The sequence below is a fragment of the Ereboglobus sp. PH5-10 genome (assembly GCF_029504735.1).
In the GTDB taxonomy this organism is placed as follows: domain Bacteria; phylum Verrucomicrobiota; class Verrucomicrobiia; order Opitutales; family Opitutaceae; genus Ereboglobus.
Window position 1 is genome coordinate 64209 of sequence record NZ_JAQFIP010000013.1, and the last position, 15859, is coordinate 80067.

Genomic DNA, 15859 nt, shown 5'->3' on the forward strand with positions numbered 1-15859 from the left:
TGTGTTATTTCTTTGTTGGAGTGTTCATTGCGGTTTCGCGTTCAACGATTGTCGGGTGCGAATAGTAAAAACGGCTGTAAAGCGGGTGCGGCGTGAGATTCGAGAGATTCTTTTGCGCAAGTTTTCGGAGCGCGCCGATGAGCGGCGAGGACCCGCCCATGGCGTCGCGCGCGAAGGCGTCCGCCTCGTATTCGTGTTTGCGCGAAAAATAGTTTCCGACGGGCGTGATCCAGAAAAGCGCCAGTCCGCTCAACAACGAGAACAGCAGGAAGGCCGCCGCCAGGTCGCCCGTGGCAAAACCGAACGCCGGGTTGAACCACGCGCTGTTCGCCAGCCACGCGATGAGCGCGAAACCGCCGAGCATCATGAGCGAACTCGTGAGCAGCGTTTTCGGAATATGCCCGCGCTTGTAATGGCCGACCTCGTGGGCAAGCACGGCCTCGAGTTCCTCGGGCTCGAGTTGTTCGATGAGTGTGTCGAAAAGCACGATGCGGCGAAAACGTCCGAAGCCGGTGAAAAAGGCGTTGGAGTGACCGGAGCGCTTGCTGCCGTCCATGACCTGAATCGTGGACGCCTTGAACCCGGTGCGATCGGAAAGCGCCATGAGCCGGTCGCGCAAGCCGCCTTCGGGCAGCGGAGTCAGTTTGTTGAAAAGCGGCAGGATGACCTTGGGATAGAGAACGAGCATCAGTATTTGAAAACTGAATACGAGCGCGAAGCCCCACACCCACCACCACGCGCCCATCCAGTGCACAAGCGAAAGCAACGCCCACAACAGCGGCGCGCCTATGATGAGCGCGATCGCAAGCCCCTTGATTTTGTCGCTCACCCAAAGGCCGGGCGTGCTTTTGTTGAAACCAAAACGCGCCTCGAGCCGGAATTGTCCCCACCAGTCGAACGGCAGCGAAATCACACTCAGCACAATGCCAACCCCGAGCAAATAAACAACCTGCGCCCAAGTGCCCGCGAGAAAAGTGCCCGCCAGCGCCGAGGTGACGCATCCGTGGGTCCAAGGCAGCACGCCGCTCGCAAACAACGCCACCAGCACAAGCGAATCCCACACCCGCTCGATGCTGCCAAACCCGGCCTTGGCAAGCGTGTAGGCGGTCGATTTTTGATAGGTTTCCGCATCCATGATTGCGCTCGCCGCGGCGGGCGCGGCATTCATGTGCTTACGCACTTCCGCGCAATTCAGGCGGCTGAGCCAGGTTTCCGCGCCCAGCTTGAGCGCGACAAGGATGATAATGATTAGCAGGGCTGTTGTGCTGGTTATCATGAAACGCGAGTGCAACGATTTTCGCCGTCAGTGCGAGGTGAAAGCTCAGCGAAACCGAAACCCGGTTTACAATACGCGGAAAAACCGAGGACACTTGTCCAAAAGCATTGACGCCGCCCCGTTCACTCACGACGCTTCCGGCCTTTCCTCAACAAGAAATTCGCCCCGCCTCCATTTTTGCCGAGTTCCCGGATCCCCGTTTATTTCCACTCGCAAACGCAATAAAACACCCAAAAAACATATGAGCCAGCCCACCCAAACTGCGCAAAAGATGACAAATTACCGATGGGCAATTTGCATCCTTTTGTTCTTCGCCACCACCATCAACTATCTCGACCGGCAAGTTCTTTCGCTGACTTGGGACGAATTCATCAAGCCCGAATTTCACTGGAACGACGACCATTACGGCACAATCACGGCCGTGTTCTCGTTCGTATATGCCTTGGGCATGCTTTTTGCCGGTCGCTTCATCGACTGGATGGGCTCCAAAAAAGGCTTCTTGTGGGCGATCGGTGTCTGGTCGGTCGGCGCGTGCGTGCACGCCCTGTGCGGTGTCATCACGGAAAGCTATGCGGGCGTGGAAAATAAACTGGCGCTTGTCCAAGCCACCGGCGACACAGCCGTGGTCATAGCCACGGTCAGCATGTGGGCATTTATTGTTGCGCGGTGTATTTTGGCGCTCGGCGAGGCCGGCAACTTCCCCGCCGCAATCAAGGTGACAGCCGAATACTTTCCTAAAAAAGACCGTGCGTTTGCGACGTCCATTTTCAACGCGGGCGCTTCGGTCGGCGCGCTCTTCGCGCCATTGAGCATCCCGTTGCTCGCCAAGGCGTGGGGGTGGGAATTGGCCTTCATCATCATCGGCGTCCTCGGCTTCATCTGGATGGGTTTCTGGGTGTTCATGTATGACGCCCCCGCAAGGAGCAAGCATGTGAACAAAGCGGAGCTCGAATACATCGAGCAGGACGGCCAGGATATCGTTCAGCCCAAGAAGAAGGGTTCGTTTTGGAAAGCCGTCGTTGCATTTCTGGGGCTTTTCAAATACCGGCAGACTTGGGCCTTCGCGGTCGGCAAATTCATGACCGACGGCGTGTGGTGGTTCTTCCTGTTCTGGACGCCCTCGTATCTGAACGCGCAGTTCAACATCAAGATGTCCGAGGGCCTGGGCATCGCGCTTATCTTCACACTCTACGCCATCACCACGGTCCTATCTATTTTCGGCGGAAAACTGCCGACGCTCATTATCAACAAAACAGGACAGGACCCATACTCCGCCCGCATGAAGGCGATGTTGATATTCGCGTTCTTCCCGCTGGTGGTGTTGTTTGCCCAACCGACTGGCACGATTTCCCCGTGGTTCCCGATTCTCCTGATCTCCATCGGCTGCTCGGCTCACCAATCCTGGTCGGCGAACATCTTCTCAACGGTGGGCGACATGTTCCCCAAGAAAGCAATCGCATCCATCACCGGCATCGGCGGCATGGCCGGTGGCATCGGCTCGATGCTCATGCAGAAAGGCGCCGGAAAAATGTTCGTGCACGCCGACGAGACGCAGATGGCGTTTCTCGGATTCGTGGGCAAGCCCGCCGGTTATTTTGTGATCTTCTGCATCTGCGCCGTGGCCTACTTGGTTGGCTGGTCGATCATGAAAACACTCGTTCCGAAATACTCCCCGATCACGGATTTGTAATCCGCCGTATCAAAACCAAAAGAAAAGCACTCTTCCCTCTCCGAAGGCCGCGCACTCATGCGCGGCCTTCGTTTTTGACGCATAACGAAATCCTCATTCACCGAAAACAACCTGTCGCAACCTCGGACTGCGTTCTTCGGTGTAATTAGGAAATACTCAGCGCGCTTATCCAGCGTCAACACGCTCGACTGAAGTTTCTTTTAAATGGGCCAAGTGCCCATGCGATTCATAGTTGCGGCAGGCGAACTTCGAAGGCGGTGCCCCGACCTGGTTCGCTGCGGGCTTCAATCGTGCCCCGGTGGTTTTCGATAATACGCCGGACGATTGCCAGGCCGAGACCGATGTGCGGAGCCTGATCGGCGTTGTGCGTTCGGGCTTTGTCGGCCCGGTAAAAGCGATCAAATATGTGCGGCAGGTCTTCGGCGGCGATGCCGGGACCGTCGTCCTCAACGATGAGGCAGGCTTGCTTGTTTTCGCTGACGCCTGTTTTCAGCCGAATGTGTCCGCCCGCGCCGGTTTTGCCCGCGACATGATGGTGTTGAATGGCGTTGGAAATGAGGTTGGTGGCAATGATTCCGAGAGTGGCGGGATCGGCGCTCAAGGGAGCGGGCACGAGCGCGGTGGTGTCGATTTCGATGTGACGCTCGGCGGCGAGAGGCGCGAGCTGGCGGGCTGTGTCGCGCATGATGTCGGCAAGGTCGCAGGAAACCCGTGTCTGTGTGTTGAAGTTGCGCCCCGGCGCTTCCTGACGGGCGAGAAGGAGCAGCGCTTCAACGAGGTGGCGCATGCGCGCGGCTGTGTCAGCGCAAGTCTGGAGGGTTTCGCGATATTCGGCTGACGTGCGCTCGCGTTTCAAGATGCGCTGCGTTTCGGCAATGAGAATCGAGATGGGTGTGCGCAGTTCGTGCGAGGCGTCGGAGGTGAAGCGTTTTTGCTGCTCGATGGATGCGTGGAGGCGCGCGAAGGTGTCGTTGAGCACGGTGGCGAGCTGGCCGAGCTCGCTTTCGGCGTCGCGGGTGTCGATGCGTTCGTCGAGGTTGCCCTCGGCGATGCGGGTGGCCGTGTGGCTGATGGCGCGAATCGGGCGAATGGCGCGCCCCGCGATCCACCAACCGCCGGCCAGACCGAGAAGCCAGATACCAAGGCCGGCGGCGGCGAGTTTCCACGCGAGACGGTTCTTTTCGGCGAGTTCGGGCGTGATGTCGCGCCCGGTGAGAATGGCGGCTCCTTCGGGCACGCCACGAATGGCCTCGCGCCGTGTCCTGAGTGTGCGAAGCGGCTCGGGGGCTGAGCGTTTTTCATCGTTTCCCTGCGCGCTTGTCCTGCGGGACGGGGGCGGAGGAAACACAAAGTCATCGGGCACATTCTGCGACTGGAGAAGGATGGATCCGTCGTGGTCGCGAATAACGAAGTAGCCGTAACCGGGGGCGGTGTTTGCGAAATATTCCTCGAGTTCGGGGGAAAGCGTGACTGGACGATTTCTGTCACGCATCCGAAGCATGAGGTCGGCCGGTGTGGGACGGGGCCGGGTGTCCGTGTCGCTGGTTGTCGCGTCGTTGGATTCAAAGTTGTCCTGCCCAAACGCGGAAATCATGAGACCGCGAAAAAGACGGTGCTCGGTGGCGCGAAGGTCCCTGTCGATGCGGCGCTGAGTGGCATCCCATGCGAGACGCCACGCGGTGAAACAGAAAGCGACAATCATCACGAGGAGGATGAGTCCGTGCCACGCCTGGATGCGCCAGCGAATGGAGTGAAGAAAGGAAGCCATGGGAAAGAAGAAACAGTATTTAGGAATTAGGAAGCGGGTTACTGTGCGATTGAAAAGTGACGTCTAAAACCGGGAAAAAGTTTGAAGTGCCTTATGATCTGGATGCGCACGTGGGAATTGAATTTCTGGCTTATAAAATTCCAACCTCTACTTTTCCACGCTGTATCCATGGCCGCGACGGGTTTGGATGATGTCGGAATCGAGTTTTTTTCGAAGATTGGAAACGTGAACATCAAGAAGATTTGAGAAGGTGTCGTCGTCCTCGTCGAAGAGGTGCTCGTAGAGCGTGGTGCGCGAGACGACCTCGCCCCGGTGCAAAGCCAGGTATTCAAGAAGTGAATACTCGCGCGCGGTGAGCGGAATTTCCACACCGCCCGCGTTGGTGACGCGGCGCGCGGCGGTGTCGAGCGTGATGCCGCCGGAAAGGACAACGAGGGATGAGGTTTGCCCGGCACTGCGGCGTATCAAGGCGCGGATGCGCGCGAGGAGTTCGTCGATGTCAAAGGGTTTTGTGAGATAATCGTCGGCGCCGTGATCGAGTCCGCGAATGCGGTCGGGCACGGTGTCGCGCGCGGTGAGCATCAGGATCGGCGTTTTTGAAATCGCTTCCGAAACCGGTTTGGCGCCCGCGCCCTGGGGTGTGGCGTTGTCGCGAAGCGCGGCAAGGACGCCCCAGCCATCAAGCTTGGGAAGCATGACATCGAGGAGAATAACGTCGTAGGTATTTTCTCGCGCCTTGTAGAGTCCGTCCTCGCCATCGCTCGCGGTATCCACGGCATAGTTTTCCTCGCGCAACGTGGCGGCAAGACTGCGCTGAAGCGCGGGATCATCTTCGATTACAAGGAGGCGCATGGTGGAGGAAGAGTGAAAGGTGAATGGTGAAGAGTGAAAAAAAGAATACGCTGGCAGACGGTGAAGGCAGGATATGTGTTTTTTGAATCCGGATAATAGCACGGCAAACCTTTAGCGTGGATGAAGAAAGGGCGAGGCCCTCCCTATTTCCTTCATCCGGGAACGCTATTTGAAGCGGCTGAAGTCGGGTTTGCGTTTTTCGGTGAAGGCGGAGAGCGCCTCCTTTGCCTCGGGGGAGGAGAGGCGGCGCAGGAAGACTTCTGCTTCGCGTGCGATGGCGTCGGTGATGGCGGGCTGATGCGCTTTTTTTAACAGGGCTTTGGCGTCGCGCACGGCGGAGGCGGGTTGCGCGGCGAGTTTTGCGCAGCGGGCGAGAGCGAATTCCATCACGCCGCCTTCGGTGACCATGTCGTTGATGAGGCCGAGCGTCAGCGCTTTTTCCGCGGTCAGGGGTTCGCCGAGCAGGATCAGCTCGGACGCTTTTGCGCTTCCGATGCGTTGCGCCAGCAGGTGGCTCGATCCGGCTTCGGGGCTCAGTCCCAGACTCGTGAAGGGCAGGATGAAGCGGGCGTTGGGCGCGGCGTAAACCAGGTCGCAGTGCAGCAAGAGCGTTGTGCCGATGCCGACCGCGAATCCTTCGACAGCTGCCACCAACGGCTTTTCAAGGCCGTCGAGGCATTCGAAAAATTTGAAGACGGGCGCGTCGTTTTTGGCGGGCGGGTTTTGGAGGAAATCGCCGAGGTCGTTACCGGCGGTGAAATTGCCGCCGGCGCCGCCGAGCAGCATCACGCGGACGTCGGGGTTTTGTTCGCCGTCGAGCAGGGCGCGCGTGATCGCCGAATACATTTCGGAGGTGAGCGCGTTTTTCTTTTCAGGCCTTGTTATTAGAATTTGCAGGATGCCTTGGTCCAGGCTGGTGGCGATGTTGTTGTCCATGTGGCGCAGTCTGAGAAAAGGCTGAAGGACTGAAAGACTGAAAGGCTGAAACAAACCAGTAATCCCCATGTTTTGCCGTGGTTCCGGCTTCAGATTTTCAGACCTTCAGTCTTTCAGCCTTTTTCCTCACTCGTGGCGGAGCGCGTCGATGGGGTCGAGTTTGGCGGCGCGGCGGGCGGGGGTGAAGCCGAAGAGGATTCCAACGGCGGCGCTGAAGACGACGGCGATGATGTTGATTTGGGCGTTGAAGGTCACGGGGACGTTGATGAGCATGCCGAGTCCGTAGCAGAGCGCGATGGCGAGGGCGATGCCGAGGAGTCCGCCGATGCACGAGATGGTTGTCGCCTCGACGAGAAATTGGAGCAGGACTTCGCGGGCGCGCGCGCCGATGGCGAGGCGGATGCCGATTTCGCGGGTGCGCTCGGTCACGGAGACGAGCATGATGTTCATGATGCCGATGCCGCCGACGAGGAGCGAGACGCCGGCGACGGCGGCGAGGAGCATGGTCATCATGCGCGTGGAGGAGCTGAGGGTTTCGGCGATTTGGCGGGTGTCGAATACGTTAAAATTGTTGTCCTGGTTGGGCTGGAGGTTGCGGCGCTGGCGCATGAGGGCGGTGATTTCGGTGATCATGCGGTCGCTGCTGGCGCCGTCTTGCGCGGAGATGCTGATCATGGTGATGTCGTGCGCGCCGGTATGGCCGGTGAGGCGGCGCTGGAGCGTGATGAGGGGGACGATGATGGTGTCGTCCTGGTCGCCCATGCCCATCTGGCCTTTGGCGGCGAGCAGTCCGATGACCGTGCAGGAGGCGTTGCCGACGCGGATTTTTTGCCCGATGGGGCTGTCCGTGCCGAAGAGTTCCTTGCGGACGGTGTTGCCGATGACGCAGACGGCGGCGCCTTCGCGGTAGTCGGATTTGTCGAAGAGGCGGCCTTCGGCGAGCGTCCATTTGTTGATGCTGAAATAGGATTCGGTGGTGCCGGTGACGCTGGTGGCGCGCGCGTTTTGGAGGTAGGCGGTGCTCATGGAGGAGCTGCGCACGGGGGCGATGGAGGCGATGCCGGGGACTTGCTCGGAGATGGCGGTGACGTCGCCCTCGGTGAAATTGGGAATGTTGGGCTGGCGCGGGCCGAAGCCGGCGCCAGGACGGAGCATGAGGAGGTTGCTGCCGAGGCTGGAGATTTGGTTTTCAACGGCCTTGGTGGTGCCTTCGCCGAGCGTGACCATAGTGATGACGGCGGCGACACCGATGATGATGCCGAGCATGGTGAGGAAGGCGCGCGTGACGTTGCGGCGGATTTCGCGAAGCGCGATGTGCAGGGCGTTGAGTGTGGTGGAGAACATGGTGTGGGAATTTTCGATTTTGGATTCTCGATTTTGGATTGGGAGCTTCCGCTCCGTTTTCGCTTTCGGTGTCGCGCGGTAGCGCGCAATCGAAAATCGAGAATCCAAAATCGAGAATTATCTGAAATGAGGTGAGTGGCTTCGAGGGCGTGTGAAATGTGATTTTACGGGCGGTTTGTGTCCGACTCGATCAGGCCGTCCTTGATGCGGACGATGCGCTTGGCATAGGCGGCGACGTCGTCCTCGTGGGTGACCATGATGATCGTGATGCCGCGTTCGGCGTTGAGGCGCGTGAGGAGTTTCATGATGTCAACGGTCGTGGTGGTATCGAGGTTGCCGGTGGGTTCGTCGGCGAAGAGCGTGCTGGGTTCGGTGACGATGGCGCGGGCGATGGCGACGCGTTGTTGCTGGCCGCCGGAGAGTTCGGCGGGGGTGTTGCGAAGTTTTTCGCCGAGGCCGACGGAGTCGATGGCGGCGAGCGCTTTTTCGTGGCGTTCGCGTCGGGAGAGTCCGCGGTAGAGTAGCGGGAGTTCAACGTTTTCGACGGTGCTGGTGCGGGCGAGGAGGTTGAATCCCTGGAAGATGAAGCCGAGTGCGTGACGGCGCAGGAGTGAGCGCTGGTCGGCGGTGAGGGTTTCGACGGCGATGTCCTCGTAGCGGTAGCTGCCGCTGGTGGGCGTGTCGAGGCAGCCGAGTGTGTTCATGAGCGTGGATTTGCCGGAGCCGCTGTGTCCCATGATGGCGACGAACTCTCCGCGCTGGATGTCGAGGTCGATGCCGCGCAGGGCCTGAAATGCGGCCGCGCCCGTGCCGTAGGTTTTCGTGAGCTGGCGGAGTCTGATTAGTGGAGAAGGCATTGTGTGTCGGATGCTACGAGTTGCTTGATGCGATAAATGCAGGGAGCGGTGGTGGAAGAGGCCAGGCGACCAGAGGCCAGAAGGCCAGAGACCAGAGGACCGGAGAGCCGGAGTGGAAATGTGTTCTATGCGGTATGTATTCTGGCTTTCTGGCCTCTGGTCTTCTGGCCTCTTGTTTTCTATCTGGCGTTTGTGATTATTTGCATGCCGTCGGCGAGGGCTTCGCCGGAGACTTCGGTGTGGCGGCTGTCGGAAATTCCGACTTTCACCGTGACAGGTTGCGGGTGGCCGTCCTTGAGGATGTGGATGCGGGCGGTGCCGTTGGCGGCTTTTTCGGATGCGTCGCCGTTGGCGGCGGGACGGGCGCTTTGGCGGCGCGGAGGTCCGGGCATGATGCTTTGGACAAAGGATTTTGATTGTTTGCCGGAGCCTTGGGGCGCGAGGGTCGACGGGTCGAAACGGAAGGCAGCGACGGGAACGAGGAAAACGTTTTTGGCCTCGGCAACGCTGATGTCGGCGGTGGCGGTCATGCCGGGGCGAAGGCTGAGGTCGTTGTTGTTGACCTCGAGCTCGGTTTCGTAGGTGACGACGTTGTTGGTGACGGCGGAACCGTAGGCGACTTTGGTGACGCTGGCGGTGTAGGTGCGGTTGGGCCAGGCGTCCACGGTGAAGGAGGCTTTCTGGCCGGCTGCGACACGGCCGATGTCGGCCTCGGCGATGGTGACCTTGAGTTTCATGTGCTCGAGGTTTTCGGCGATTACGAAGAGCTCGGGCGCGGTGAAACTGGCGGCGACGGTCTGGCCGGGCTCGATGGAGCGGGTGAGGATGATGCCGTCGATGGGCGACTTGATGATGGCTTTGGAGAGGTCGGTTTCGTTGATGTCGAGCTGGGCCTGGGATTGCGCGATGGAGGCCTTGGCGGCGAGGACATTGGCGGCGGCGCGGTCGGCGGCGGCGATGGCGGTGTCCATGTCGGCGCGCGAGGGAATGCGTCCGTTGCTCACGCGCTGGAGTTCCTGCTGGCGGGCGAGCGTGGCCTGGGCTTCCTTGAGCGTGGCTTCGTTTTGGGCGAGCGTGGCCTGGGCGGAGGCGAGGCTGGCGCGGCTGGACTCGGTTTGCTGGGAGAGCTTGGTGGTGTCGAGTTTGAGGAGGGGCTGGCCCTTGGTGACGCGGTCGTTGGTGTCCACGTAAACTTCGAGCACGGTGCCGGAGAGCTCGGAGCCGACGGTGACTTCGTTGGTGGGCTCGAGGTTGCCGGTGGCGGTGATGTCGAGCGCGAGGTCGCCGCGGCGGAGCGTCTCGGTGATGAAGGGCGGCTCCTCGGCGGCGGCGCGTTTTTGCACGGAGCTGCGATACCAGATGATGGCGGCGACGACTGCGGCGAGCACGGCGATGACGACGATGATCCAGGTGCGGCGCGAGCCCTTGCCTTCCTTTTGGATGATGGCGGAGAGGCTGCCGGTGGCGGACGGGTTTTCGTTGGCGTTGGATTTCATGATAAATATGGAATGAGATTTGGCGTGATCAGACTGATAAAATGGGAGGCGGTCGGTTTTAGTTTACGTTGCCCCAGCCGCCGCCGAGGGCCTTGTAGAGTTGAATTTGGGCGTTGGTGTAATCGGCGGTGGCGGAGACTTGCTGTTCTTGAATGGAGAGCTCGGTGCGCTGCGCGTCGAGGAGCGTGGTGATGTAAACTTGTCCGGCCTCGTATTGGATCGCGGCGAGCTCGGCGGCCTCGCGGGCGGCGGCGTTGGCGCGGTCGAGAATGGTGATGCGCTCGGTGGTGCGCTGGATCGAGACGAGCGCGTTTTCAACGTCGGTGAGCGCGGTGAGCACGGCGCTCTCGTAGGCGATGAGCGACTGCTTTGTGAGCTCGTTTTGAATGGCGATGTTTTGCTTGATGCGCCCGCCGGCAAAGATGGGCGCGGTGAGACTGCCGAGCGCGCTGGCGACGGTTGTGGAGGGATCAAAGAGGTCGCCGGCCCTGAGGGATTCGAGGCTGAGCGAACCGGTGAGTTTGAGCGAGGGAAGGCGGTCGCGCTCAGCGGCTTTCAGACGGGCGACTGTGGCGGCGAAGGCGTATTCGGCGGCGCGGATGTCAGGGCGCTGGCGGAGCGTGTCGGCGGGAATGGCGACGGCGGGTGTATCCGATTTTGGGATACGCGATGAATACGCGGTGCCGGCGTTGGCGGTGTTTTGCGTGAGCAGTTGATCGAGCGCGCCGGGGGCGAGGCCGGATAGGCGCGTGAGCTGGTTGCGGGCCTGCGCGATGTTTTGCCGGAGCGAGGGAATGGAGGCGCGGGCTTGCTCGAGCGTGCTTACGGCTTGCTGGAGCTCGAGCGCGGAGGCGTCGCCGGACTGGGCGCGCCATTGCGTGATTTGCGTGGTCTCGGCGCGGGTGCGCAGGCTTTCCTCGACCACGGCGAGCTGGGCTTCGGCGGAACGGAGCGAGACGTAGGCGGTGGCGACCTCGGCGGCGAGGGAGACTTGCGCGGCGTGAAAGTTTTGCTCGGTTTGCGCGAGGTCGGCGTCGGCGGCCTTGAGCGACTGGCGGTTTTTGCCAAAGAGATCGATTTCCCAAGAGGCGTCGAGCGAGGCGGAATAACTTTCGCCGCTGGTCGTGGTGTGCGGGCTTGTGGTGTGGTCCTTGGTGCGCGAGGTGCGCGCGTCGGCGCCGGCGGAGAGCGAGGGAAGGAGGTCGGATTTCGTGACGCCGCGCGTGGCGCGCGACTGCTCGATCTTGGAAAGCGCGGTGCGAATGTCAGGGCTGGTTTGGAGCGCGCCGTTGATGAGCCGGGTGAGGACGGGGTCGTCGTAGCGCGTCCACCAGGCGGATAAATTGTCCGCGGCACTTGTCTGCGCGGGCCGGGTCACGCTTGCCTCCGAGGTGTTTTGCCAGGTTTCCGGAACGGCGACAGTGGAGTCACTGAGAGAGCGAGGGCCGGAAGGCGTGGCGCAGGAGGCGAGCAGGAGCAGCGAGGCAGCGGCGGTGCCGCGGGTTAAAAGGAAAAGTGTCGTGTGTTTTTGTTGGGCGCGCATGGCGTTGAATCGCGTTGAGTGTGCGCAGAGATTACACGAACGAACCTTTAGGGATTATTAAGGAGCGCGCTTTTTTTGAAATCGGAGCTTAATTTTCAATTTTTGAAAACGCGAAGCTCGCGCCGCCGCAATGGCGGGCGGCAAAACGCACGCGCGAGCCAACCCAGGCGGGTGCGCGCCTTATTCGGAAATCGGACCGTGGCTGCCGCTCCAATTGAGCTTTTTGCGCACCACGGAAAAGTGCGCGTAATCGGCGTGCTGCACAAGCGGCAGTCGCATGGGCGCGAGCGTGATTTCGAAGGGCTTGCTCTCGCAGAGGATCGGGTTCTGGCGTCCGTCGGCGGCGACGAGAAGCCTGGCCTGCGGGTCGCGGTTGCGTATGCGCAAGCGCACGTCGTCGCGAAAAATGATCGATCGATTGGACAACGTGTGCGGGCAGATGGGCGTCATGGCGATGACGGCGGCATCGGGGTGAATGAGCGGCCCTCCGGCGGAAAGATTGTAGGCGGTCGAGCCGGTGGGTGTGGACACGATCAGGCCGTCGCTAAAATAATCGGTGACGAGCTGGTCGTCCGCATAAACTTCGAGGCGCACGAGCCGCGAGTTGCGCTCGTCCTTGATCACAATGTCGTTCAGCGCCGTGAGCGTGAGCGGGGTATCGTCGCAGTCGATGCGGCACTGGATGAGCGAGCGGTGGGATATTTGAAATTTACCCGCAAGGATTTCCTGAAATTGCCGCGGGGCCTCGTCGGCGGAAAGCGTGGTGAGAAAACCAAGGTATCCGCGATTGACGCCGATGATGGGGATTTGCCCGCGAGCGGCGTCGGCGGCAATGCCGAGCAGCGTGCCATCGCCGCCAATCACGCAACACGCGTCGCAGTCGGCCAAAAAATTCTGAGGAACGGGAAACTGGTCCGTCGAGCGCACGGTGACGCCGAGAGTGTCGGCGGTGGCAAGCAGGCTTTGCGCGAGGTCGGCGGCGCCTGTTTTCCGGGCGTTGACGACGAGTGCGAGTGAACGGATTGCTGCTGGCATGATGGGCGGAATCAAACCGTTTGCGCACGTCGTTGCAAACGCCAAACATGCGTTTCCCTTCGCGATATTTTGTTTTCTTTGCGGGACAAACGCGGCGCGATTCGTCAACCTGCCCGTTTTCAAACCATGCCCGCAGCAAGCAACAACACTCCCGGCAACACCGCAAACGACGCATCGTCGCGCTCCGTCGCGCAGGATTTCGCAACGGTGTTCGCGCTGCTCAAACCGCAGATGACGCGCCTCGACGCCTTCCTGCGCGAACAAATGACCGGCTTCGAGCCCGAGATTCGTCCGATGGCGGAATACTGCATCGACACCTCGGGCAAACGCATCCGCCCCGCGCTTGTTTTTCTGGGCGGCTGGACGGGCGCCGCCGAAGACGCACCGCAAGAGCTGATTCGCGCCGCCGCCGTTGTCGAGCTCGTGCACCTGGCCACGCTCGTCCACGACGACATCATGGACGGCGCCGAGCTGCGCCGCAACCGCCGCACCGCCGCGCGCGAATACGGCGCGGAAGCCGCCGTGCTCCTCGGCGACGCCCTTCTCGCGCACGCCGTGCACATCGCCGCCCAGTTTCCCACCACCGAGGTCTGCGCCGAAGTCTCCAACGCCACGCGCAGGGTCTGCGCCGGCGAAATCATCCAGACCATGCGGCGTGGCACACTCGAAATCACACTCGAGGACTACCAGCGCATCATCGACCTGAAAACCGCCGAGCTATTCCGGGTGTCCTGCTACCTCGGCGGACGCCTCGCCGGCCATCCCCTGCCCTACTGCCTGGCGGCCGCCGAATTCGGACGCCGCCTCGGCGTGGCATATCAAATTTACGACGACCTGGCCGATTTCTTCGGCGACGAAAAACGAATTGGCAAAACGCTTGGCACCGACCTTGCCAGCGGAAAAATCACCCTGCCGCTCATCGAGCTTTTCAAACGCCTGCCCTCCGATGCCGACCGCGCCGCGCTCACCGACGAAATCCTAAGGCGCGCCGCCCCCCGCCCCGACCTCCGTATCCAGCAAATGAATACGCTCGGAGTGTTCGAGGCGGTTTCGGACGCAATCCACGCAGAGCTCCGCGCCGCCGAGGCCGTCCTCGCCCCGCACGCGACGCTTCCGCCCGCGCCGTTGCTCCTGCGCCTGCGCGGCGTGCTGCACGACCAGGTGATGACGTTGAAAAAGGACTCGTAAGATACACGGACGCCCGTCCAAAGATTCGCATTCGAGAATCAAATACTCAAACGAAGAGCGCGATGTCCGTCACGAGGCGGTCGACAAAAAATCGCGCACCGTTTCGAGCACGCCGGCCTTGGGGATTTCCTGCTCCGTGCGCGTGCCCATGTCGCGGATTTTAACCACGCCCTTGGCCAGTTCGTCACTGCCATAAATGAGCGCGAGCTTTGCGCCGGATTCCGCCGCCGCCTTGAATTGTTTGCCGAAGGCCATTTCCCGCATCGGATAATCAACGCGGAAACCCGCGGCACGAATTGCGTTAATGTCGGCAAACGCGGCAAGGCGTTCCTGCTCGCCGCCAATGATCGCATACACATCGGGTGCCTGCACGAACGCCGGCATCAGCCCGCGCTGTTCGAGAAGAAGGCCGAATGTCATGTCGCCGATCGCAAAACCGATCGCGGGCATGTCCGCGTAGCCGAGCTTGCCGACAAGATTGTCGTAACGCCCGCCGCCCGCAAGCGCGCGCAGCTCACCCTTGCGATCAAACGCCTCAAACACAAAACCGGTGTAATAGGCGAGGCCGCGAACAACACCGAGATCGACCGAGATATATTTCTCCAAGCCCATCGCGGCGAGATTGCCCAAAAGCTTTTTCCAGTCCGCAAGTCGCGCGCCGAGCTTGGCGGCCGTGGCCGAGTGCGGGGCGAGCGCGGCCTCAAGCGCGTCGAGCGATTTGATTTTCAAAAACGCGAGCACCTTTTCCTTGAGCGCCGCGTCCAATGGCGCGCCGAATTGATCCGCGTAGCCCTTGAAAGCATCGTCGCCGGCCTTCTCGTATTTATCGACGGCGCCGAGCACCGCGCGCGAGCGCGCCTCGTCAAGCCCGAGCGCCTCGAGATAATAGAACCAAAGATCGCGATCGCTGAGGCGCACGTAGAAATCCCGCTCCGTCAGCCCGAAGCCGCGGAGACATTGCGTGAGAAGCGCGATCAACTCGGTTTCCGCCTCGACACCGGGCTCGCCGAAAATGTCGGCGTTAAATTGAAAGAAGCAGCGCCCCCTGCCCTTTTGCATGCGCTCGTAACGATAAAACTCGGCGATGCTGAACCACTTGACCGGACGCTTGAGCGTGGCCGCCTTGTCGCCGACGAGCCGGCAGACGGTGGGCGTCATCTCGGGGCGAAGCGCAACCTCGCGGCCACCCTTGTCGGTGAAATTAAAAAGCTGCGACTCGATTTCCTCGCCGGATTTCGTCTTGTAGAGATCGAGCGGCTCCAGCACGGGCGCGTCGTATTCGAGAAAGCCGAACGCGTTTGCAGTATGCCTCCAGACGCGAAAAATATGATTCCTGCGCGCAAGGGCGTCGGGATAAAACTCGCGAAAACCGGGAAGTGTCTGGAATGTTGCCATGTTAATAATCGTGATGCGAAAACCCAAGACGCTGAAAAATGCGGACGGCGGGCGCGATGAAAAAATGCGCGCAAATCGTCCTTGTCAGTCGTGGAAAGACCCCGCTTTATTTGCGCGCTTGGCAACGGACGCTTAGCTCAGTTGGTTAGAGCATCTCGTTTACACCGAGAGGGTCGGGGGTTCGAGTCCCTCAGCGTCCACCACGGCGGGGGTTGTTCGCTTTATCTTATCGCATTTTGAAATAGGGCGGGATTCCGGGTTGCCGTTTTTGCGGGGCTCCGGGCACAACAAAGGGCGCGTCGGTTGGAACGCGCCCTTGTGGTTGCCGGGTTGTCGCTTTTCTTACCAGGCGCGGCGGTAGCCGAGGCTCAGCGACCAGGGCCTCTCGTAGTCCGAGGCCTTGTTGTATTCATAGTCAAAATACACCTGGCTTCGCTCGTCGATCAGGTAGCCCACTCCCGCCCCGGTCTCAAACCGCC

Annotated in this window: 12 protein-coding genes and 1 tRNA gene; 3 read left to right on the forward strand and 10 right to left on the reverse strand. The window is 60.7% G+C overall.

The window, feature by feature from the left end:
- Positions 1–4 precede the first annotated feature (4 nt).
- A complete protein-coding gene (locus M2447_RS10995; RefSeq protein ID WP_277558631.1) occupies positions 5–1276 on the reverse strand; it encodes a M48 family metallopeptidase in 1272 nt (423 codons plus the stop codon).
- 241 nt (positions 1277–1517) lie between these two features.
- Between M2447_RS10995 and M2447_RS11000 the strand changes: the two genes are divergently transcribed.
- Entirely contained in the window at positions 1518–2966 is a 1449-nt protein-coding gene (locus tag M2447_RS11000) for an MFS transporter (RefSeq protein ID WP_277558632.1), read from the forward strand.
- 226 nt (positions 2967–3192) lie between these two features.
- Here the strand turns inward: M2447_RS11000 and M2447_RS11005 are convergent, their stop codons facing one another.
- The 8 genes from M2447_RS11005 to M2447_RS11040 all read right to left on the reverse strand — a co-directional run bounded on the left by M2447_RS11005 (position 3193) and on the right by M2447_RS11040 (position 12797).
- Complete coding sequence (locus M2447_RS11005; protein WP_277558633.1) at positions 3193–4734, reverse strand: ATP-binding protein; 1542 nt, start codon at positions 4732–4734, stop codon at positions 3193–3195.
- Positions 4735–4881: 147 nt separating this feature from the next.
- Positions 4882–5586, reverse strand: coding sequence for a response regulator transcription factor (locus M2447_RS11010; RefSeq protein ID WP_277558635.1), 705 nt, complete (start codon positions 5584–5586; stop codon positions 4882–4884).
- Positions 5587–5751: 165 nt separating this feature from the next.
- The gene (locus M2447_RS11015) at positions 5752–6522 is read right to left on the reverse strand and encodes an enoyl-CoA hydratase (RefSeq protein WP_277558636.1); all 771 of its coding nucleotides are present in this window, start codon (positions 6520–6522) and stop codon (positions 5752–5754) included.
- A gap of 126 nt (positions 6523–6648) precedes the next feature.
- Positions 6649–7866: an ABC transporter permease gene (locus M2447_RS11020; RefSeq protein WP_277558637.1), complete on the reverse strand. Its 1218-nt coding sequence runs from the start codon at positions 7864–7866 to the stop codon at positions 6649–6651.
- Positions 7867–8030: 164 nt separating this feature from the next.
- Complete coding sequence (locus M2447_RS11025) at positions 8031–8723, reverse strand: ABC transporter ATP-binding protein (RefSeq protein ID WP_277558638.1); 693 nt, start codon at positions 8721–8723, stop codon at positions 8031–8033.
- 179 nt (positions 8724–8902) lie between these two features.
- A complete protein-coding gene (locus M2447_RS11030; protein WP_277558639.1) occupies positions 8903–10219 on the reverse strand; it encodes an efflux RND transporter periplasmic adaptor subunit in 1317 nt (438 codons plus the stop codon).
- A gap of 58 nt (positions 10220–10277) precedes the next feature.
- On the reverse strand, positions 10278–11762 hold the full coding sequence (locus M2447_RS11035) for a TolC family protein (RefSeq protein WP_277558640.1): 1485 nt from the start codon (positions 11760–11762) through the stop codon (positions 10278–10280).
- Positions 11763–11942: 180 nt separating this feature from the next.
- Positions 11943–12797 (reverse strand): NAD(+)/NADH kinase, encoded by an 855-nt coding sequence (locus M2447_RS11040; protein WP_277558643.1) that lies wholly within the window; start codon positions 12795–12797, stop codon positions 11943–11945.
- A gap of 126 nt (positions 12798–12923) precedes the next feature.
- Between M2447_RS11040 and M2447_RS11045 the strand changes: the two genes are divergently transcribed.
- Complete coding sequence (locus tag M2447_RS11045; protein WP_277558645.1) at positions 12924–13985, forward strand: polyprenyl synthetase family protein; 1062 nt, start codon at positions 12924–12926, stop codon at positions 13983–13985.
- A gap of 69 nt (positions 13986–14054) precedes the next feature.
- On the opposite strand, the gene hisS is transcribed toward M2447_RS11045, so the two are convergent.
- Entirely contained in the window at positions 14055–15380 is a 1326-nt protein-coding gene (gene hisS / locus M2447_RS11050) for a histidine--tRNA ligase (protein WP_277558646.1), read from the reverse strand.
- Between the two features lie 126 nt (positions 15381–15506).
- On the opposite strand from hisS, the gene M2447_RS11055 reads away from it, so the two are divergent.
- A tRNA-Val gene (locus M2447_RS11055) sits at positions 15507–15583 on the forward strand.
- Positions 15584–15859: the final 276 nt, after the last annotated feature.